At 50.7% G+C, this 19,445-nt stretch carries 19 protein-coding genes; 2 read left to right on the top strand and 17 right to left on the bottom strand.

Annotated elements, in window-relative coordinates; genetic code table 11:
- Positions 1-36 precede the first annotated feature (36 nt).
- From hrpB to dapA, 10 genes are all read right to left on the bottom strand, one after another.
- Positions 37-2,583 carry an ATP-dependent helicase HrpB gene (gene hrpB, locus ABD836_RS11135; RefSeq protein WP_344935787.1) on the bottom strand — a complete coding sequence of 849 codons (2,547 nt, stop codon included), beginning with the start codon at positions 2,581-2,583 and terminating at the stop codon, positions 37-39.
- A gap of 99 nt (positions 2,584-2,682) precedes the next feature.
- The gene (locus tag ABD836_RS11130) at positions 2,683-3,396 is read right to left on the bottom strand and encodes a pseudouridine synthase (RefSeq protein WP_344935785.1); all 714 of its coding nucleotides are present in this window, start codon (positions 3,394-3,396) and stop codon (positions 2,683-2,685) included.
- Between the two features lie 61 nt (positions 3,397-3,457).
- Positions 3,458-4,027 (bottom strand): lipocalin family protein, encoded by a 570-nt coding sequence (locus ABD836_RS11125; RefSeq protein WP_344935783.1) that lies wholly within the window; start codon positions 4,025-4,027, stop codon positions 3,458-3,460.
- Positions 4,028-4,166: 139 nt separating this feature from the next.
- Positions 4,167-4,388, bottom strand: coding sequence for a hypothetical protein (locus tag ABD836_RS11120; RefSeq protein WP_344935781.1), 222 nt, complete (start codon positions 4,386-4,388; stop codon positions 4,167-4,169).
- A 304-nt stretch (positions 4,389-4,692) separates the two neighbouring features.
- Positions 4,693-6,762 carry a TonB-dependent receptor gene (locus ABD836_RS11115; RefSeq protein WP_344935779.1) on the bottom strand — a complete coding sequence of 690 codons (2,070 nt, stop codon included), beginning with the start codon at positions 6,760-6,762 and terminating at the stop codon, positions 4,693-4,695.
- Positions 6,763-6,949: 187 nt separating this feature from the next.
- A complete protein-coding gene (locus ABD836_RS11110; protein ID WP_344935777.1) occupies positions 6,950-7,237 on the bottom strand; it encodes a hypothetical protein in 288 nt (95 codons plus the stop codon).
- Positions 7,238-7,324: 87 nt separating this feature from the next.
- Positions 7,325-8,044 carry a phosphoribosylaminoimidazolesuccinocarboxamide synthase gene (gene purC / locus ABD836_RS11105; RefSeq protein WP_344935775.1) on the bottom strand — a complete coding sequence of 240 codons (720 nt, stop codon included), beginning with the start codon at positions 8,042-8,044 and terminating at the stop codon, positions 7,325-7,327.
- A 25-nt stretch (positions 8,045-8,069) separates the two neighbouring features.
- Positions 8,070-8,828 (bottom strand): MBL fold metallo-hydrolase, encoded by a 759-nt coding sequence (locus ABD836_RS11100; RefSeq protein WP_344935772.1) that lies wholly within the window; start codon positions 8,826-8,828, stop codon positions 8,070-8,072.
- Positions 8,828-9,874: an NlpB/DapX family lipoprotein gene (gene bamC, locus ABD836_RS11095; protein ID WP_344935770.1), complete on the bottom strand. Its 1,047-nt coding sequence runs from the start codon at positions 9,872-9,874 to the stop codon at positions 8,828-8,830. The genes ABD836_RS11100 and bamC overlap by 1 nt, the downstream gene beginning before the upstream one ends.
- Positions 9,875-10,753 carry a 4-hydroxy-tetrahydrodipicolinate synthase gene (gene dapA / locus ABD836_RS11090; RefSeq protein WP_344935767.1) on the bottom strand — a complete coding sequence of 293 codons (879 nt, stop codon included), beginning with the start codon at positions 10,751-10,753 and terminating at the stop codon, positions 9,875-9,877.
- A gap of 201 nt (positions 10,754-10,954) precedes the next feature.
- Here dapA and ABD836_RS11085 point away from each other — a divergent pair, with 201 nt between their 5' ends.
- Positions 10,955-11,440 (top strand): DUF3806 domain-containing protein, encoded by a 486-nt coding sequence (locus tag ABD836_RS11085; RefSeq protein ID WP_344935765.1) that lies wholly within the window; start codon positions 10,955-10,957, stop codon positions 11,438-11,440.
- A gap of 5 nt (positions 11,441-11,445) precedes the next feature.
- On the opposite strand, the gene ABD836_RS11080 is transcribed toward ABD836_RS11085, so the two are convergent.
- Positions 11,446-12,333, bottom strand: a complete 888-nt coding sequence (locus ABD836_RS11080) for an AEC family transporter (RefSeq protein ID WP_344935762.1) — start codon at positions 12,331-12,333, stop codon at positions 11,446-11,448.
- 145 nt (positions 12,334-12,478) lie between these two features.
- Here ABD836_RS11080 and ABD836_RS11075 point away from each other — a divergent pair, with 145 nt between their 5' ends.
- Entirely contained in the window at positions 12,479-12,694 is a 216-nt protein-coding gene (locus tag ABD836_RS11075; RefSeq protein WP_344935759.1) for a TIGR02450 family Trp-rich protein, read from the top strand.
- A gap of 16 nt (positions 12,695-12,710) precedes the next feature.
- Here ABD836_RS11075 and ABD836_RS11070 read toward each other — a convergent pair whose 3' ends face one another.
- From ABD836_RS11070 to npdG, 6 genes are read right to left on the bottom strand one after another with little or no spacing between them, the layout of a single operon-like run.
- Positions 12,711-13,472 (bottom strand): SDR family oxidoreductase, encoded by a 762-nt coding sequence (locus ABD836_RS11070; RefSeq protein WP_344935757.1) that lies wholly within the window; start codon positions 13,470-13,472, stop codon positions 12,711-12,713.
- Between the two features lie 58 nt (positions 13,473-13,530).
- A complete protein-coding gene (cofH, locus tag ABD836_RS11065) occupies positions 13,531-16,008 on the bottom strand; it encodes a 5-amino-6-(D-ribitylamino)uracil--L-tyrosine 4-hydroxyphenyl transferase CofH (RefSeq protein WP_344935754.1) in 2,478 nt (825 codons plus the stop codon).
- On the bottom strand, positions 16,005-16,766 hold the full coding sequence (cofC, locus tag ABD836_RS11060) for a 2-phospho-L-lactate guanylyltransferase (protein ID WP_344935752.1): 762 nt from the start codon (positions 16,764-16,766) through the stop codon (positions 16,005-16,007). Before cofC ends, cofH begins: the two co-directional genes overlap by 4 nt.
- A 28-nt stretch (positions 16,767-16,794) precedes the next feature.
- Positions 16,795-17,781 (bottom strand): 2-phospho-L-lactate transferase, encoded by a 987-nt coding sequence (gene cofD, locus ABD836_RS11055; RefSeq protein ID WP_344935749.1) that lies wholly within the window; start codon positions 17,779-17,781, stop codon positions 16,795-16,797.
- Complete coding sequence (cofE, locus tag ABD836_RS11050; protein WP_344935747.1) at positions 17,781-18,551, bottom strand: coenzyme F420-0:L-glutamate ligase; 771 nt, start codon at positions 18,549-18,551, stop codon at positions 17,781-17,783. Before cofE ends, cofD begins: the two co-directional genes overlap by 1 nt.
- A gap of 5 nt (positions 18,552-18,556) precedes the next feature.
- Positions 18,557-19,234 (bottom strand): NADPH-dependent F420 reductase, encoded by a 678-nt coding sequence (gene npdG / locus ABD836_RS11045; protein WP_344935745.1) that lies wholly within the window; start codon positions 19,232-19,234, stop codon positions 18,557-18,559.
- Between the last annotated feature and the right edge of the window lie 211 nt (positions 19,235-19,445).

Raw genomic sequence — 19,445 nt, 5'->3', positions numbered from 1 at the left:
TCATACAACCGCCGTTAACCCGGCGGTTTTTTTATTTCAGGTCCCTCGGGGTTTCAAACGCGCTGTTGGTAAACTTTCTAACGGGTTTTCCGGCCATGGGTGCTTTGGGTATCGCCCTTTCATCTCTTTTTTAACATCGTGATAACTGCCCTGCCAAAACCCTGCCAAATCTTGAGTGACTTGCAAAGGGCGCCGCGCTGGCGAAAGTAGGTGCAGTAGCAAAGGTTGACGGCCGTTGCCAACTGCAGGGTTCGTTGTACAACCAAACATCTCTTGAAGCTTTACTGCTAGCACCGGCACCGGTTGACAGTAATCAATTTTAATATATGAACCCGACGGCACTGTAAAGCGCTCAGGAAACAATGCATCCAAGGCTTGGCGCTGCGACCAATCAAGGCATGTAGCTAATATCTCAGCAATATTCAAACGCCTAAAATCATTCAAGGAATTAACGCCGGATAAATACGGCGTTAACCAATCAGATACATTGCTCAGTAGTGTGTCTTCACGCAAGTCCGGCCAAGCACTTGGCGCACAATTCAATTTAGCCGCCAACAATACTCGTGCTCGCCACTGCTGAGCGTGCTCGGGCCAATCAAATACCGCTAAACCCCGACGCTGCACAAAGGCCAATAAAGCCGATGATTTTTGCTCATCAGAAATTTCATTTAGCATTTTCCGCTGCCAAACCAAGCCACCAATCAAATGCGTACGCTCTGCAACAAAGCGCCCTTTTTCATCGTTCCAGTCGGCTAGATCAAGTACTTTTACCCGACTCGATAACAAACCCTCAAAATGCGCTGGGTTCAACTCCGCCGCTAATTGAATAAAGTCGTTACGGCTACCTGCTGTTCCACCCAAACTGGCTACCACCAACCACTGTGCACCATTTAAAGGGTCGGCGTCATTCAGGCTGGCCGCTCGGCCGTTACTTAAAACGTAATCGCGGCCACGCTCACGACGTTGTTTTGCTATGCGATCTGGGTAGGCATAAGCTAACAGTAACGCCGCATCGACTTCCTTTGCTCCACCCTCATCACGCCCGCTCTGACCCAAGATTCGGAGGTATTGCGCTAGCTGCTTTTTCAAGCGCGCGACCACCCCTTGTTGCTGGCGATCTACGTGCCGCTCGCCCTGCAATACTGCCAAGCGCATTTGAATATCTGCACTGTTACGAGAGCCAAAATCCCGTTCACTGAGCAATGCCGCAATTGCGCAGGCCAAAGGCGCAGCGGCCAATTCACGCCCCTTCAGTAGCATATGCGCTAAGCGTGGATGAACCGGCAGGGCCGCCATGGCTTCGCCGTGGGGCGTAATACTTAAGCGCGCATTATCGGAATCTTCATTTACATCAAGCGCCCTCAAATCCACCAATAGGTCTAGGGCCTGTTGAAATGCTGCTGCGGGCGGGGGATCCAACCAACTTAATTGGCCGGGATCAGTAATGCCCCAACGCACAAGTTGCAGGGCAAAAGCGCTTAGATCTGCCTGCAGAATTTCTGGCTCGTTATAGGCCGCCAACTCTTTTTGCTGCGACTCGCTCCACAAGCGATAACATGCCCCTTCGCTCAAGCGTCCCGCACGCCCAGCGCGCTGCTGAGAAGATGCCTTGGATAATCGCTTGGTACTGAGTCTCGTCATGCCGGTACGCGGATCGAAGGCCGGTAGCCGCGCCAGACCGCTATCAACCACTACACGAATACCATCGATGGTCAAACTGCTTTCCGCAATACTGGTGGCCAATACCACTTTACGTTGCCCTGCAGCTACCGGTGCTATGGCTAAGCGCTGCTCTGCCAAGCTAAGATCGCCGTAAAACGGCGCGATAATAATATCGCCGTCCACCCGCGCTGCCAAATTGCTCGCACAGCGGCGGATTTCGCCCTGTCCTGGCAGAAAAACCAAAATACTGCCCTGTTCATTCGCCAAGGCGTCGCGCACAGCAGTGCAGACGCGCTCCACGGTATTTTGATCGTGACGATAGGGCTCGCCGTAATGAAGACTGACTGGATACTGACGCCCCTCGCTACGCAGCACCTCGGCGCTATCGCTATCCTCATTATAGAAAAGATCAGCAATTCGCTGACCGTCCAAAGTCGCCGACATCAACAATACTTTTAACGGTCTATCCCGGAGATCTCCAAACAGACTGCGACCTTCCAAGGTCAGCGCCAAGCCCAAATCAGCATCGAGACTACGTTCGTGGAATTCGTCAAAGATAAGCAAACCGATGCCCGCAAGTGAAGGATCATCTTGAAGCATGCGGGTTAGGATGCCTTCAGTTACCACTTCGATTCGGGTCTGCTTGCTCACCGCGCTATCCATACGCATGCGGTAGCCAACCGTTTGGCCTACCCTTTCGCCTAGGACCTCTGCCATTCGTTCTGCGGCGGCCCGCGTCGCAATTCGCCGCGGTTCCAGCATTAAAATTCGCTGGCCGCTAAGCCACGATTCATCTAACAACGCCAATGGCACCCGCGTGGTTTTACCCGCACCTGGTGGCGCCTCGAGTACTAATTGATCAGCACTGGCCAGCACACGGCGAATATCGGGGATCAAGGATTCAATCGGTAAGTCAGCCATACACGGACTACACTCCAAGTGACAATTGCTGATTTTGAGGCCCGTAGTATAAAGTAATTTTTCGGACACTTGATGAGAGAAGGACGGTGTGCAAGTACGCTAACTCACGGCTAAAGCGGCAACTTCATCGCGCGTTAAATCTCGGCTCTCGCCTGGCGCTAAAGTCGCATCCAAATCGACGGCGCCAATTCGGTAACGATGCAGGGCCATAACCTCATTTTGAAAACGGCCAAACATGCGTTTTATTTGGTGGTAGCGACCTTCCTGAATGCTCACTTCCGCCACATAGTCAGACAGGATTTTCAATTGCGCTGGACGGGTGGTGATATTCTCGTATTCAAAATACATACCCGCCGCGAAAGCGTCGACATAGTCGTGAGTAAGCGGTTTTGCGACAGTAACGGTATACACTTTTTCAATTTTCCGGTCTGGCAAACTCAATTGCCGCGACCAATAACCATCGTTGGTAAGCAGTAACAAGCCAGTGGAATTAAAATCCAATCGACCGGAAATATGCAATTGATCGCGGTCATCACGATGGAGTAAGTCGATGACCGTCTTATGATCTTTGTCTTTAGTGGCACTCACCACACCCGCAGGCTTATTTAGCATCACATACAATGGTGTTTGCCCCTGCAGAACCACACCATCGAAGTAGACTTGGGAGAATTGATGAATTAGCTGGGCGATATCATTTGCGACTTGTCCGTCAACATATACCCGACCCTGAGCAAGAACCGCGCGTACGTCACCGCGTTTCATTCCAGTCTTGCGGCTGACAAAGCGGTCTAGCCGTGATCTAGAAGAGGACAAAATATTAAGCCATTCGCTGTTTGCATTCTAAGATCTTTGCTCTGCGTTATACGTCGTTAGTTTAATATTCAGAAATTGGCTTTGGGTGCTTCACATAGAGGAGGCTCCCAGTATCAAAACCTAATGATCTCGCCTTATTCACAAAGCGACTAATCAGCTCATCGCTAACCACAGGGGTCCGTGCCAATAACCAAAGATAGGATTTGTTATAACCACTGACAAAGGCGTACTGATACTTTTCCGGACTACCTTTCAGCTCATTGGATTTATCGGCGTCAAAACCGAGGCCGAACACTATGTAAGCCGAATAAAACGGGCCGAAAAATGACACTTTTAAGTGGGCCGTGGACTCATCGCCCATAAAATAGGCACGCCCTTCTTTTACCTGCCATTCACCGGCAGCAGCGGAATAGCCGCGATTCACAACCCGAATCCCACCGTCATCACGCAGACTGTATTCGGCGGTAACCTGGCTCAAGCCGGCTTCAAAGCGCTGATCTAGACGCGCAATCTCATACCATTTACCCAGGTATTTGTTTTTATCAAAGTCATCCACCGCCTGTACGCCGGTGGGCGCTTTCGTGCAGGACACCAGAAAAACGATCAACGCGAGGCCAAAAAGCTTGGGCATGTTCTTTCCTAGTAAACTTGTGTATTAGGAAAGAATACCACAGACAAAAAAATCGGGCTGCGCTTTAAGTAATGAGTCACCTAAAACGCAGCCCGGATTTAACGAAGCAATACCTTGCTCCGCGGTGTGAACCAATATTTTATTCAGTGCTATGGTCGTCTATTTCGTCTTTAACCTCTTCGACACCTTCCTGATAGGCATCCTTGGTATTTTCGACACCTTGGTCAATACGCTCACCTGCTTTCTCTGCGGGCCCTTTTTCGCACGCACTGACCGCAAAAACAGCACTGGCGACAATAAAAAACGCGACCAAAATTTTACTATTCTGGGTCGATTTTAGATTTTCAAATAATGATTTCATATTCAATACTCTCCATGCATAGATTCAGTTTTTAGGGATTTATACGCTGAAAAACTTACTTCCACTGAAATACAATTACAGAAAAAAATGTCATTTCAGTCTTGGCGTTCAACACACCAAGTCCCGATAAAGTAAGCTTGAAATACAAAGTGCGATATCATCAACGGCCGCATCTAAATGTTTGCATTCAGATGTTCTGACCTGTCGACCCACGCGGATGTTCCTGAGATAAGTTATATTCCTCGGTAATCTGCAATAGTACCAATTACCCCTACCTCAGAAACATCGAACTAATTTTTAGTTTTTATTCAAAACGTATCTGCAGTGCCAGCTCAATACCTCGGCCGGATTCAGGCGCGTAATCGCGAATAAATGAACTTGCACTTCTGATCTCTTCATCACCCAAATTGCGGCCTTTAAGCATCACTGAATACTCAACTTTGGCCAATTCAAATATTCGAGAAACAGTCATGTCAATCCGCTGATAACTTGCTGTAGGCAACTCGTTAGTGCCTGGTTGGTTTTGCGCTTTGCCATAAACCACGCTCAAATCGGCTCGCCAATCCTGTGCTTGCCAGTTTAAACGAACACCGTCATGACCAGGAGGAAGTCGCGGCGCATCGTCACCGTTATCAAGCTCACCACTTATGCGATCACCAAACACGCTCAAGCTATAGCGCTGATTGCCCGCACTATAAAATGGCCACTCCAGCTCATATTCCAGCCCCTGAAATGTTGCGTCTTGCTGCCGATAAGCCAACACTTCAACGTCATCAAGTTCAGCTCCCGTATTTTCAAGATAGATGAAATTCTGAAAATGATTCGAAAACGCCGTAATTTTCCCAATTAGCACGTCCATATCAGCGCGCAAGCTCAAATCAATATTCTGAGCTACTTCACTGTCCAAATTCTCATCGCCAAGTTCGATGGCACCGGTTGCACCGTGAACAACATAACTGCCAATGGTATTGCCAATATTAGAAAAACGTTCCTCCGCTGTCGGTGCACGCCGTGAACTAGAAAACGACAGTGACGTTGTCCAGTTATCGGTAAAATCATATATGGCAGCTATTGATGCACTCATGCTATCGGTATCGTAATCAGCAATACTTTCGTCTTTCGCCGAGAGACGGTCCAGATCAGCGCGCATGCCAGCCTCAATAGACCAGTTATTTGCATGGTAATCTTCAAGCCAAAACAGGCCGAACTGACGAGTAGTATTTGCCGGCACAAAGGACTCTTCACCTAATGCTGAAAAATCCGCGTCGGACCACTGCAGGCCCAACACGCCATGCCATTCACCACCCAGCTGGCTAAATGGCCGATGAGCTAGCTCTAAACGTCCGGTCCAAGCTTCCTTATTGAAAGTGGTACCAATTTCACCGCCGGCCTCGATTTCTTGATGTTGATAATCGCTATAAGCCAAACGCCAACGCAATAGTTCTAAGAAACCATCAAAATGTTGGTCACCGGCGAGATCCCAGCGTTTTTGGCTCACTGCCAGGCTAACACCTTCTTCAGCTTCCTCGTCCTCATGGTCCTCATGCTCAACCTCGTCTTCATCGTGGTGATGATGAACTCCCGCAGGAATGCCATAAACATTGTCTAGCTCGCTATAGCTTAAACCTACGTAGCCGCTGTCATAGTGGTAGGCACTACCAAAGGTGCTACGACGGGTGTGGCCATCCGCATTGGCAATATAACCATCACTGCTTTCATCGGTGTCATCAATATTGCGGGGATTGAGCGCTAAGCCCGGAATATCAGGATTGCCCCAGTCCCGATACAAACTATCAATATGCAGCGCCCAATTGCCATCACCGGCATCAATTCGAAACACGCCACTGCGGCCGTCATCGACACTGGTATGACGAATTTCACCAACACCGCTAATACCGTTTATTGCCTTGTTCGGCACCCGACTATCAATAACATTTATGACTCCGCCGATGGCGCCGCCACCATAAAGCAAGGTCGCCGGTCCGCGAAGAATTTCAATACTGTCAGCCAAGATCGGCTCCACCGAAACCGCGTGGTCAGCACTATTTGACGATACATCCAAGCTCGACAGACTATTTTGCAGAACTTGGACCCGTGGGCCCTGCTGGCCTCGGATTACCGCTTGGCCAACCCCTGGGCCAAAACTGGCATTGCTCAATCCGGGAGAATGATTGAGGGTTTCGCCAATCGTCGACGCCGCTTGCCGGCGTAATTCCTCACCACTTAAAACGGTTAAGGGCAAGGCGGTTTGCGCTTCATTTTTATGAATTGAGGTCGTCACTAAAACATGTTCCAAGTGCGAATTTTCTTCCGCCACAAGGTATAAAGGCTGAGCACAGCTGCCCGCCAGAACAAATAGGGTTTTCCAGTTCATTGCTTTTTTCCTGAGTATCAAATGTCACCCAACGCTGTGCTAATTCACGTCAGAACTGCGTGGGCTGTAAATTAATTTACAGATAACACCAAGCCTAGTGCCGTCCTTAAACGCAGGTACACATTACTAACTGGCACGCACGCGCAGGTCAGTTCAGCAAGCAGCTTAATGTTTCGCAAAATACGATTTAGACAAGAAATACCGGAGGTGCCCGTGCGGGCGGATGGAGCACATCACTAGCGCGCAAAACCTTGGGTAAGGCCAGTTCATGACGGCTAGGTAAAAATGCGGGAATATAAGGACTGAAGGAATCGCTGGTTACCGCTGGGCCACTGTAATGACAGACCGCACACTCACTAAGCGGCGTGTGCTCGGCAATGTGGATATGGTGACCCTGCAGCCATAGCGACCAACTGAGGCAAAGTAATAACAATGCCGCCAGCGAGAAGCGCTTATACAGTGGGCTAAAATTCATGAGAGTTCATGCGGTGCTGCGTTAACAAGCGAGTGGCTATGCTAACGCAGTGTAATGATATCCGGCAATAGTACTGCCGAATAGAATTTACGCGTCAAAGTCGATTCCTAAGCGGCGGCCAACGAGTTCGTATGACTCAACTACATTACCAAGCCCTTGACGAAAGCGGTCTTTATCGAGTTTCTCGCGGGTGTCTTTATCCCACAAACGGCAGCCATCTGGTGAAAATTCGTCGCCAAGATGGATTTCACCGTCGCTAAACACACCAAATTCCAATTTGTAATCCACCAGCAACATGCCGGCATCTGAAAACATCTTTTGCAGCACGTCGTTAACTTTGAAAGTCAGCACTTTCATACGATCAAGCTGTACATCGTTTGCCCAACCAAATGAGCGAATATGGTATTCGTTAATCATTGGGTCGTGCAGAGCGTCGTTTTTCAGGAACATTTCAAAGGTCGGTGGATTGAGCTCTAAGCCCTCTTCCACGCCTAAACGCTTCACAATAGATCCCGCGGCAATATTGCGAACTACACATTCAATTGGCAACATGTCCAATTTTTTAACAAGCGCGTCATTATCAGACAGCAGCTTTTCAAAATGCGTCGGAATACCAGCTGCCTGCAAGGCGTTCATAATGAAGGCATTGAACTTATTGTTCACCATGCCTTTGCGATCCAGCTGCTCTACCCGTAAACCATCAAAGGCCGAGGTATCATTTCTGAAATTGAGGATATAACGGTCTGGGTCATCAGTCTTGAATACTGACTTTGCCTTACCGGAATACAACTCTTCGCGTTTTTCCATGGTTTGCCTCATTAGCACAATAAGCTCACGCTATATCCAGCCAGTCGAAACCAGCCTCTTGGTCGGCAGACAGCAGCGCGTCACTGTTCACCAACATAGGTTCTATCGCCATTCTCGCCAGCGCGGGCGTGTTGTTCTTTTCACTCAGGTGGGCAATGACCACATGTTGAAGCCGGGCAACCTCGGCATCTTCCAGCAAGCTTGCCGCCTGCTGATTATTTAAGTGTCCCCAGTCCCCGCCAACTCGCTGTTTCAATGAGTAGGGATAGGGACCATTGGCTAGCATGGTCACGTCGTGATTACATTCCAGCAGTAAGGCATCACAGCACCGGTAGTGCTCCCGAACGACGGGCGTAATACTACCTAAATCCGTGAGCAGCCCAAACGTTTTTTTTTGGTAACTGAACACAAATTGGCAGGGTTCGCGGGCATCGTGAGGAACGGCGACTGGCATCACAGAAATTCCGCCAATATCGATGCTGACGCCCAGTTCCAAATGCCGCCAGTGATGGGATAGTCGCAACTGACCATGTTCCCCGGTACCGTAGCTGCAATAAACCGGCATCTTGTATTTCCGCGCCAGCGGCAACACACCTTTTATATGATCGCTGTGTTCGTGGGTAACAAGAATAGCCGTTAAATCACTCGGCGTCCGGCCAAGTCTTGCCATGCGCCGCTCAGTTTCCTTGATGCTGAAACCGCAGTCGATCAAAATACAGCTTTGCTCAGTTTCGAGCAGGGTAGCGTTTCCTTTACTGCCGCTACCCAAGGATGCAAAACGCACTAATACATATACCCCATAATGCGCTTAAGCAGGTTTTCGCGCTCAGTTTCTTCCAATCGGCGCCCTTTTTGATAATTAAGCAGAATCAGCGACTCTGCACCACTGTCACCCACAGGGCGCAATTCAACCACATACCGGCTCAGGTTCTGGCGGCGGGCACTAAAAAGCTTGGTGAACCAACCCATTTCGTCAGCTTCGGTATCCCGGTAGGTCAGCCAATATTTATTGACTTCGCGGCTGTCGTCTTCAATCTCAAAGCCAGCCTTGGTAAGCGCTAAACCCAGTGCAGCCCACGCGCGGTCTTCCTGTAACTGCAGGCGTAAATAGCGGCCATCGGCGCCGTCTTCAGTGCCTTCTAAGAAAATCTTGCCCTTGCCATCGCTGCGCTGCGCCAGCATTGAAACAGAAGCTTCGCCTTCACTATCTGCTAAATACTGTGCGACAACCCGGACCATCTGCGATTCACGCTCCAAGGAGTCCGACACCGCCGGCCATTCTTCACTGCCATTGATCTGGGTTAGCATATGAATTTCGCTGGTACCCTTCTGCACACCTTGGTCTAAACGGAAACGGAAACGCTCGCGCGTTGTACCTTCACCGTTCGGGTCCCGCCACTCGGTTTCAATAGTAGAGGTTGCGGCATTGGCAGAGGCAACTTTTAAACCGGCGCGTGCAAGAAAGACTCGCATCCGTGGCCAAACTTGGTTTGGATCACCATCAAGCAAAATCCAGCTTTTGCCTTCCAAGGTTTGAATCTTAACTTCCGCTGTACCCACATTTTTAGCCAATGGCTCGGGGCGCTGCAGCTCAAAAGTACCGGGCAGTACCGTGTGGGTCTGCAAACCAGGCACCACATATTTGTCATCCAGTGCCGCGGAACTCACGCCGGGTGGCAATTCCAGTGGCGCCGTTAATTTGGCTTTGCGGTAGTCGTCACCGCGATCCCGGAATGAACCAGTGTCACCAAACATACAGCCCGACAAAACCGCCAGCCCCAGACTCACTGTCATTAATCGAAATACGGTGCTGTGCATATTTTCGCTCATTTAGTCTAATAATCCCGTTTGCTTCAAGGCTTCGGTCACTTGCGGTTGCGCTGTATCGCTGAGCGGAGTTAGCGGCAATCGAATACCGTCTTCCATCAAGCCCATAGCAAACATTGCCCATTTCACCGGTATGGGGTTTGACTCCACAAACAGGCGTTCATGTAAAATACGCAGCGGCGCGTCAGCCAATTCAGTGGCGGCTCTATCGCCGGCCATAGCGGCAACACAAACTGCTTTCATCGCGGCTGGTGCAATATTTGCGGTAACCGAAATATTGCCTTTACCACCAAGCAGCATCAATTCCGCTGCAGTCGCGTCATCGCCAGACAAGACATCTAATTTGCCGCCAACGGCGTCAATAAGCTCTTTGCCTCTGGCCATGTCGCCGGTGGCATCTTTTATAGCAATAATATTCGGGTGTTCAGCTAAGCGAATAGTGGTGGCATTTAACATATCGCAGGCAGTGCGGCCCGGCACATTATATAAAATTTGCGGAATCGCCACGGCGTTAGCAATCGCCATATAATGTTGGTATAGGCCCTCTTGCGTGGGCTTATTGTAATAAGGTGTGACTAAGAGACAGGCATCTGCGCCAACTTCACGCGCAACCTCAGTCAACTCAATGGCCTCAGCGGTCGAGTTTGCACCAGTGCCGGCAATCACCTTCATTCGCCCCGCCACTTGATCCACACAGGCTTTGATCACCATTTTGTGCTCGTCCATGGCCAAGGTTGCGGACTCACCGGTGGTTCCCACCGCCACGATACCGTCAGTGCCTTGCTCGACATGCCAGTCGATTAAACGTGACAAAGCCTGCCAGTCAATACTGCCATCGCTGTGCATCGGTGTTACCAGGGCGACAATGCTACCCGAAATCATGCCTGTATCTCCAGAAATAGTGCAAGCCGCCAATGGTACTGGCCTGCGCCACGCAGCTCAAGGGACAAATCAAGCTAAAGCAACTCTAGACTCAGGAATATCGAAACGATTCACCCTATACGTGGTCAATAACTTATGTCTCGGCTGCGTTAAGACCTATAATGCACCACGTTTAGCCATTATGAGACAGGAGAAAACACAATGCGTTTCCTAGCGATAGTAATTCTGTTTGTTTTGGCGCCAATGAGTATTGCCGATACCTGGCGCACCGACCCAATAACGCCAATGGACGAGCGTTATATGGAGAATAGTCGCAAGGCCTTAAATGACCTCGCACGAATCGAACTGGGTCGCAGCTTTGGCGAGAGCCGTGAGAATGATCTGCGGCTTATTCAAACCCTGCTTGATCGCAAGCTCGTTAAAGGCAATGAAACCGCGCTCCTGCAGGGTATGGGAATTATCATTGGCGACCACCTGCGTAAAGACCATAATTTAAAATGGGTTATTTATATTGACCGCGTAGGCCGCAGCCGCGCTTTAGAGGTGCCCCTTAAAGACGAGGCAATCTTCCCGGTCACACAAATATCGAGCCGCGCAGCTGTAGGCGGCGAGATCGACGTCACCGCTATTTATACTCGCCTTGAAGCAGAAATAGCCCGCGCCAAGAAAAAGATCATTGTTCGTTAATTCGATCAGCGCACACCAAGAAAGTAGAGTAAGACGGGAATGCTGACAAAGCTGATGACAGTGGAGCTTACCACCATACCAGCCACCGCTTCCGGCGCCCGTCGATACTGTATAGCCAATAGGTAATTGAAAACCGCAGCGGGGGTAGCCGATTGCAGAAGTACCACGTTGCGGACCATGCCCTCGAGTTCCAAAACATAGACCGCCGCAAACCCACCACCTAAGCCGACGATCAGACGCAAACACCCTAAACCCAATGACTGCCCAACCCCACGCAGTTTCAAGCTACTTAGCGAAACGCCAAGGGTAATTAACATCAAGGGAATCGACATGCCGCCCAGCAAGCTTAAGGTGTTTTGCAGGGTCAACGGCAATTGCCATTCATTGAAAACGAGTAAACCAGCGCAAAGCCCCGCGTAAATGATCGGCGAGCTAAGTATGCCTTTTACCACCGCCTTGCCACTGAGCACCGCAATGCCAATGGAAAAATGCGAAACAGTCGTTATCAAAAAAATACCTAGGCCAATTGCCAAACCCTCTTCGCCAAAAGCAAACAAACACAGCGGCAGCCCCATATTGCCAAAATTGCCAAATATTAGTGGGTTTAAAAAGTCGCGTAAATTAAGGCGCAACAATAAACACGCCACTACCGCGAACGCGGCGGTAAAGCCCAACATGCATATACTGGCCAGCAATACGTGTTGGAGAAGCGCCGGCGAGATCACTGCTTTGCTTAAGGTGCCAACAATCAGCGCCGGAGCGCCAATCCAAAGTACTATTCGACGTACAAATTCATTGTCGAAGGGCTGCTTAAAACACACCCAAAACACGCCAATAGCGGCGCACAGTAGAACGGGGAGGATGACTGGCATGAGCGGGGTAATTAACGACATCGGGTTCCGACTAAAGAAGGAAGTTTATTGAGCTAGGAACAGCCATTATCAGGGCTGAACACCCAACTTCCAAGACGCGACATCGAATCTATTCGCTACATTTATACGTAAACAGCAATATCCCTCGCTCACCTAGGACAACAGGATGAATGCCGTTAACCCCAAAAAGCTACTCAACAGCAAATGGACCGCAATCAGTCCGCAAAATAAGGAAAAGCATTTTATTATCACCGAGGTCGAATTCGATGAATTCCAAACCCTATACCACTGCGTGATTGAGGCAGTGATGAGCAAGCGCAGCTTCACCCTGCAGTGGCGTGAATTGCGCGATGCCAACAAATGGACCAGTGGCTGGAAATAGAAGGCGAGTTAGCTCGTCAAAATTGATCTGGACGTAACATTGCGTCGTGACCACCGTCGACAAATACCAGTGAGCCTGCCATAAAGCTGGCTTTCTCACTTAGCAAAAAACACACTACCTCCGCTATTTGCTCCGGCTGGCCGATGGCCCCTAGCGGTACGCTATCGCCAAAATCCCGCATTACTTGGCCCAGGTCTTTATCGGCAAGCACCTTATCACTCAGCGGCGTATTGACGATTCCTGGTGCCACTGCATTAATCCGCACGCCCTGCCGCGCATAATCTGGGGCATTACGACGCAGCCAGCAGCTCAGCGCATGTTTGGCGCCCGCATAGGCAGTATGGGCGTCTTTAGTTTCAATGAGCTCGCATGCAGCAGTCTCATCATCTGCCAACAAAAGTTCCACATATTCGTCGTGGGCCGTCATGGCCGCAGAGTTTGATGAAATCATCACAATACTGCCTTTACGCCGCACCAGCAGATCAAGCACACCTTCCGTCACCGCCACCGCCGCAAAGTAGTTTACCCTCGTAATCAGCGACAGTGGTCGCACCGAGGGACCAAGGCCAGCACAGGGAATAAACCCATCCAAGCCGGCAGGGGCCAGTGCGCGAATTCCATCAATCGCCTTTTGCCGACCCGACGCATCGGCGAGGTCAGCGCACACATCGCCTTCACGCAGATCAACCACAATGACCTCGTGTCCCAATGCCCGCAATTGTGTTTTGATCGCGGCGCCAATACCTGTGGCGCCACCAGTTAGTGCATAGATACCCATTATTTTTATTATCCTTGTGTCGCTTATGTCGCTGAACTATTCAGCTTGGTATAAAAGCTCAGTTTGCCACTATCACGTCATCCACGTTAATTTGCTTACTGCGCTCATATTTATGTGCTGGGGTATTGATCACGTCAACAAGTGGCGCCGCGCTTCGCGAACGCTGATTTTGCAGCGGGTCAGCCGGGCCATACAAGGTATTCCGTTGAAAAGCCTGGCGACCAGCACGACGAATACGTGCTTCCATCAGTTCCGGCGCTGCCTCCTGACCGTGCACCGCACCGGCAGCCCTCGTGATGGTTTCATTCATCAGCGTGCCGCCGAGGTCATTCACCCCAGCATTGAGCAATGCTTCTACTCCTTGCTCACCCATTTTGACCCAAGACGCCTGAATATTGTCAATTAAACCATTTAAAACGAGGCGTGCTACCGCGTGCATTAATATAGCCTCACGGAAACTAGGACCACGTCGCGCACGACCTTTAAGATAAATCGGCGCTTCTGGCGGCACAAAAGGCAGCGGCACGAACTCAGTGAAACCGCCGCTTCCACTTTGTAGACTCGCAGCCTGCAGGCCGCGAACTCGCATTAAGTGTCTGGCCCACGATTGATAATTATCAACATGACCGTACATGATTGTCGCGGTGGAGCGCAGGCCAACTTTATGGGCCGCGGCCATTACTGCAAGCCACTGCTCGGTATTAATTTTATCGGGGCACAACACCGCCCTAACTTCATCATCCAAAACTTCAGCGGCTGTGCCCGGCAAGGTATGCAAGCCCGCTGCTTTAAGCTGGCCAAGATAGGTTTCTAGATCCAATCCCAAAGTTTCCGCGCCCTGCCAAACTTCTAGTGGCGAGAAGGCGTGGATATGCATATCGGGCGTTGCTCCGCGCAAGGTGGCAACAATATCTAAATAAGTTTGGCCGGTGTATTCAGGATGAATACCGCCCTGCATACACACCTCTGAGGCACCGCGTTCCCATGCTTCGGTGGCGCGTCGGGCGATTTCCTCTCCCGACAAATCATATGGGCGGCCACGCAAATTTTCACTTAGCTTGCCTTTAGAGAATGCGCAGAACTGGCACTTAAAATAACAGACATTGGTGTAATTAATATTGCGCGTAACGACATAGCTAACGCGGTCACCACAGCGCTGCTCACGTAGAGTATTGGCGGCGCGGCACACCGCGGCAAAGTCACTACCCCTCGCCGAAAAAAGGCGAGAAATTTCGCCTTCGGCCAAGCTCTCCGCGCGCATCGCCCGCGTAATTATCTGCTGGATATCCGCTGATATCGGCGCACTGCTGGTGCCACCATTCAATAAATCCAGCTCAGCGGTCGGCGCATCAAAATCCTGACCGGCCACCCAATTATCTTCCTTGGGCAAACCTTGGCCGTCGCTATAGTGCAAAACTTTTGTGTGCAGCGCGGCATCGAGCCAGCGTGGATAATCCAACACGTAGCGCGGGTATATGGTCAAACGCTCGTGCAGGTGCTTACCTGCCGCCGCCGTTTCTCGCGCCAAGGTTTCTAAGTGCGGCCACGGCGCCTCTGGGTTTACAAAGTCTGGTGTCAAGGGCGATACCCCACCCCAATCGTTTAAGCCAGCAGCCACCAATTGCGGCAACACCCCTGGGCTGAGATTAGGCGGCGCCTGAATACTCATCTGGGCGCCAAATATTAATCGGGCTACAGCAATAGTCCACAGCAACTCATTCAAATCAGGTTCTGGGGCAGTCGCCATTTTGGTATTGGGTTTAGCACGAAAGTTCTGAACGATAACTTCCTGCAAATGCCCGTAGCGCAGATGCAGAGCGCGCAACGCCAACAGTGATTCAATGCGTTCTAAACGTGTCTCCCCAATCCCGATAAGAATACCCGAGGTAAATGGCACCGACGCGTGCCCAGCCCGCTCAATTGTCGCCAAACGCAGTGCGGGATCTTTATCTGGCGAACCGTAGTGCGGCATGCCTTTTTCACACAACCGAGTAGATGCAGACTCCAGCATAATACCCATGGAGGCCGACACCGGGCGTAACATGGCTATTTCGTCATCAGTCATACAACCGGCATTAATGTGCGGTAGCACATTGGTTTCGGCAAGCACACGGCCGGCAACGTGGGCGAGGTATTCTAGCGTCGTCGCAAACCCCATCGCGGCCAGCGCATCACGCGCCGCGCGATAGCGCAGTTCAGGCTTTTCGCCCAAGGTAAACAAAGCCTCTTTACAACCCATGCTTTCTGCAACTTTAACCTGCGCCAGCACCTGATCCACCGGCAAGAAAGCTTGTTCAATTTTCTTCGGCGTTTTCGCAAAGGTACAGTAGTGGCAAACATCTCGACACAAATACGTTAATGGAATAAAGACCTTACGAGAATAACTAACGCCATTATGAAAACCGAGATCACGCAGCCGCGCCGCCGCGTCCATCAGCGCCGGACTATCGTCGATATCGGCTAGTGCCAGTGCATCAGCCTCATTTAAACCGGTCGTATCAACCGCTGTTAACAAGCGCGCCGCTGTTTTCATCATAGGGTATTCCACTCGGACATTGCCGATTCAGTATGGGCAATCAAAGCCTCAGCGTTGGCTTCGACTCCCATGGTTTGAAGGCGTGCAGCAATACCGGTTTCCCTCAAAAAGGTAAGCGTATTCGCCGCCGCAGCCGAAGCCGGTAGAGCTAATAAACGCAGCAGGTCTGTTCGCGTATCAATATCTTGAGCAATACCGGGAAGGTGCAATACTTGCGAGGGAATACCAATACGCCGCGCCTCTTCAGAATGCAGCGTGCAGCTATCTGGGCCGTAGGCCAGATTCAGCGGTCGCGCGGGATCGCAAACCAAGATATTACTGCCGCGCTCATGACGATCAGTCACAATGCTCACGCCAGAATTTCCCGCGCTAAGCAGCGCGCGATGCTGGGCAATCACAGAATCAAGTTCCTGTGCACAGAGCAGCGGGAGATCGCCGTGCACAACCATCGCCGTATTTTGCGTGGCGCCAGCAATAGACTGTATTTTCGCCAGTGCCGCGGTAACCACAGCATTTAAACCTTTAACCGCAAAACTGCGCTCTGACCAGCACTCTACTCGATAATGCTCGGCCAATAATTGCGCGGCTGGATCGTCAGAGACCAGCACAATACGCGTAAAACCAGGATGAACAGCCATAACAGTTAATACGTCTTCAACCATCGCGTGAAATAAGCCCCGCCGTTCAGATACGGTTAGGCTACCCGACAGTCGCTGCTTGGCCTGAACAAAGTCCTTTAACGGCAAGAGTGCCCACATACTATTTTTCACTTCAGTTATGATTTTGTTATTGTCGAGTCGTGATTCCGGCGGCAAAATCCAGCACGATCTCGGCCAATCGTACTTTACTATCTACGTCGGTCATCATCGTTGGTGCGATACAAACCTCAATACCCAATGCCGCCACATCGCTAGCATAGTCTGCGTCTAATTCGTCCAAAACATAACCGTCCAATAAATCACCGTAGTAGCTGGCAACCGCCAATGCCGACGCCGGCATCGCTAATTCGCGCATCATTTTAGCGGCCGGCCCCTTGACCGCGCGGCCAGCAATAATCGGTGAAACAGCAATGATTGGTGCCGTGGCCGCTTCAAGCAGCGCACGACAACCCTGCAGCGACAAAATCGGGTCAACACTAACAAAGGGATTAGACGGACAAATAATAATGGCGTCGAGATCGTCAGCCTCTAATATTTCGACAATCGCTGGATGCAAGTCAGCCGATTCTATTCCCTCAAAGGCCAAACCACGCACTTCCGGCTCGCATTGGTCGCGAACAAAATACTCTTGAAAGTCGAGCCAGCCTAGATCGGTATTGACCTTGGTGGCGACTTTATCTTCGCTCATTGGTACCAAGCTCGGCGCAATACCTAAACCAGCGCACAACTTTTCAGTCACGTCGAGCAAACTCGCGCCACGAGCAAGCATTTGGCTTCGAAATATATGCGTCGCTACGTCCTGATCACCTATTTGAAACCATTCATCGCCACCAAGGCGGCGCATAGCAATTCCAGCCCGCCAGCTTTCATCTTTTAAACCCCAGCCCCGCACATCATCATTGAGATCAGCCAAGGCATACATCACGGAGTCTAAATCTGGGCAAATGCGCAGCCCCCAATAATCGAAATCATCCGCGGTATTTGCTGCAATAGTAAGTTGACTACCCGACAGTACACCCGCCAAGCCCCGCGCCAACTTAGCCCCTCCAACACCGCCAGTTAAAGCCAAAACCCGCCCACCAGTATTTTTATTAGGCTCCACGACATCGCTCATTAGCGGAACATATCCTTTTCACGATCACGAATTAATGCGGCCGAGCCCGCATCAGATGGACGCAATTTTGCGCCACGGATCAATACCAGTGGAATTGCTTCGTTGCCCTGCCCCATTAAAAACGATGCCGCGGCGGCGAGCTCATCGGCAACTGCGACTTCCGTTACTTCAAGCGCTCGACCAAATAGATCTTGTTCGCCAATGCGATTCTCCACCGCTTCGAAACCCGCTGTGCCAATAGCAAAACCGAGGGTGCCATTGCGCCAAGCGCGGCCAGCACTGTCGTTGATAATAATGTTGAGCCGAGCGCCAGTCTTCTTCTGCAGTGCTTCACGCAAATTTTGAGCGCTGGCATCTGGGTCTTCTGGCAATAAAAGCAAGCGTGGATTATCGTCTGCACTGGCGATATTCGAGCGATCAATCCCCGCGTTAGCGTGAACATAGCCGAGCTTATGCTCAACAATCACCACTCCCGGTCGTTGACGCAAAACCGAGTGCGACTCACCTAACAAAACTTCCATATGGCGGGGGTCTTTGTCGCAGTTACGTGCTAGCTCAATTGCCTCTGGCCCCGGCTCTACCTCATTTAAATAAGCATAGCGACCCTCAGCCTTAGACACTATTTTTTGGGCCAAGACTAATACATCACCATCTTGCAGGCTGAGCTCAGCTTGGGCTAAGGCGTTCGTTAGTAAGGCGCAGAGATCATCGCCGGGCTCGACCATGGGAATGCCCGGCACTGCTTGTAATATTAAGGTTTCAGGCAGCATTACTATTAGTGATCCAAGCCTGTTAACTTAATTCCTGCATGGCATTTGTACTGCTTATTAATGAAAATCAGCAGCGAAGTCATCGCTTCAACCGCTGCGGCATTGGCGATGCTACCGGCGTGAAAACCACGCAACCCAGCCGCTTCAACCAATTCAATAACCTTACCGCGCGCCTCTTTATTGTCGCCACAGACCAATACATCGCACTCCATACCCTGGCCGTCTTGCAAATGCACCGCGGCGACATTTTGAAATGCCGATACGACGTTAACGCCCTCGCCGAGTATATTTTGCGCTATCTGACCCGCAGAACCCTCTTCCGGCAATTGCACCCGAGCAACCTTTGGCGGCACTAGTGGCACGGTCACATCAATGAGAATTTTGCCTTGCAGAGCGTCTTTAACACTCAACAAAGTACTCGCATGGTGAGCAAAAGGAACGGTAAGCGCGGCGATATCGGCAGTTTGAGCCGCAGCAATATTATCCATAGCCAAAACTTGGACAACACCCGCACCGCGCGCTTGCATAAGCGCCCGCAAGTCTGCCGCCGCTTCCTCTGCCTTATCCTGACTCCGAGAGCCAATAATAATCTGGTAGCCCGCCTCGGCCCATCGCCGCGCCAAACCTGTTCCTAAACCACCGGTTCCACCTAAAATTGCGACGACTGGTTTGCTCTCACTCATTATCGATACCTTTATCTGTTTTATTCGCGACTGAAATGTATTACCGAGTGGCTATGTCACTGCAACACAGGCTTAAACTAACAGCATATAAGTCAGGACAACAATACCGAAAGCGCTATCACTTTCTTACAATGCGTTAATGGCAAAATTTAATTCTACGTCACGCCGTTGCGCACTGCAGTGTATATCGCCTGTTTAGGTGCGAACATTG

Source organism: Zhongshania borealis, assembly GCF_039539625.1.
Classification (GTDB): domain Bacteria; phylum Pseudomonadota; class Gammaproteobacteria; order Pseudomonadales; family Spongiibacteraceae; genus Spongiibacter; species Spongiibacter borealis.
This window is presented reverse-complemented; position numbering and strand designations above follow the sequence as displayed.

Coding starts and splice junctions, on each gene's coding strand:
- ABD836_RS11125 (WP_344935783.1), bottom strand. CDS start 4,027: ATGCCCAAGCTTTTTGGCCTCGCGTTGATCGTTTTTCTGGTGTCCTGC.
- ABD836_RS11070 (WP_344935757.1), bottom strand. CDS start 13,472: ATGGGTATCTATGCACTAACTGGTGGCGCCACAGGTATTGGCGCCGCG.
- cofC (WP_344935752.1), bottom strand. CDS start 16,766: ATGTGGGCACTCTTGCCGTTAAAGGACTTTGTTCAGGCCAAGCAGCGA.
- bamC (WP_344935770.1), bottom strand. CDS start 9,874: ATGAGCGAAAATATGCACAGCACCGTATTTCGATTAATGACAGTGAGT.
- cofD (WP_344935749.1), bottom strand. CDS start 17,781: ATGAGCGATGTCGTGGAGCCTAATAAAAATACTGGTGGGCGGGTTTTG.
- ABD836_RS11080 (WP_344935762.1), bottom strand. CDS start 12,333: ATGTCGTTAATTACCCCGCTCATGCCAGTCATCCTCCCCGTTCTACTG.
- cofE (WP_344935747.1), bottom strand. CDS start 18,551: ATGCTGCCTGAAACCTTAATATTACAAGCAGTGCCGGGCATTCCCATG.
- ABD836_RS11110 (WP_344935777.1), bottom strand. CDS start 7,237: ATGAATTTTAGCCCACTGTATAAGCGCTTCTCGCTGGCGGCATTGTTA.
- dapA (WP_344935767.1), bottom strand. CDS start 10,753: ATGATTTCGGGTAGCATTGTCGCCCTGGTAACACCGATGCACAGCGAT.
- hrpB (WP_344935787.1), bottom strand. CDS start 2,583: ATGGCTGACTTACCGATTGAATCCTTGATCCCCGATATTCGCCGTGTG.
- ABD836_RS11115 (WP_344935779.1), bottom strand. CDS start 6,762: ATGAACTGGAAAACCCTATTTGTTCTGGCGGGCAGCTGTGCTCAGCCT.
- cofH (WP_344935754.1), bottom strand. CDS start 16,008: ATGATGAAAACAGCGGCGCGCTTGTTAACAGCGGTTGATACGACCGGT.
- ABD836_RS11120 (WP_344935781.1), bottom strand. CDS start 4,388: ATGAAATCATTATTTGAAAATCTAAAATCGACCCAGAATAGTAAAATT.
- ABD836_RS11085 (WP_344935765.1), top strand. CDS start 10,955: ATGCGTTTCCTAGCGATAGTAATTCTGTTTGTTTTGGCGCCAATGAGT.
- npdG (WP_344935745.1), bottom strand. CDS start 19,234: ATGAGTGAGAGCAAACCAGTCGTCGCAATTTTAGGTGGAACCGGTGGT.
- ABD836_RS11075 (WP_344935759.1), top strand. CDS start 12,479: ATGAATGCCGTTAACCCCAAAAAGCTACTCAACAGCAAATGGACCGCA.
- purC (WP_344935775.1), bottom strand. CDS start 8,044: ATGGAAAAACGCGAAGAGTTGTATTCCGGTAAGGCAAAGTCAGTATTC.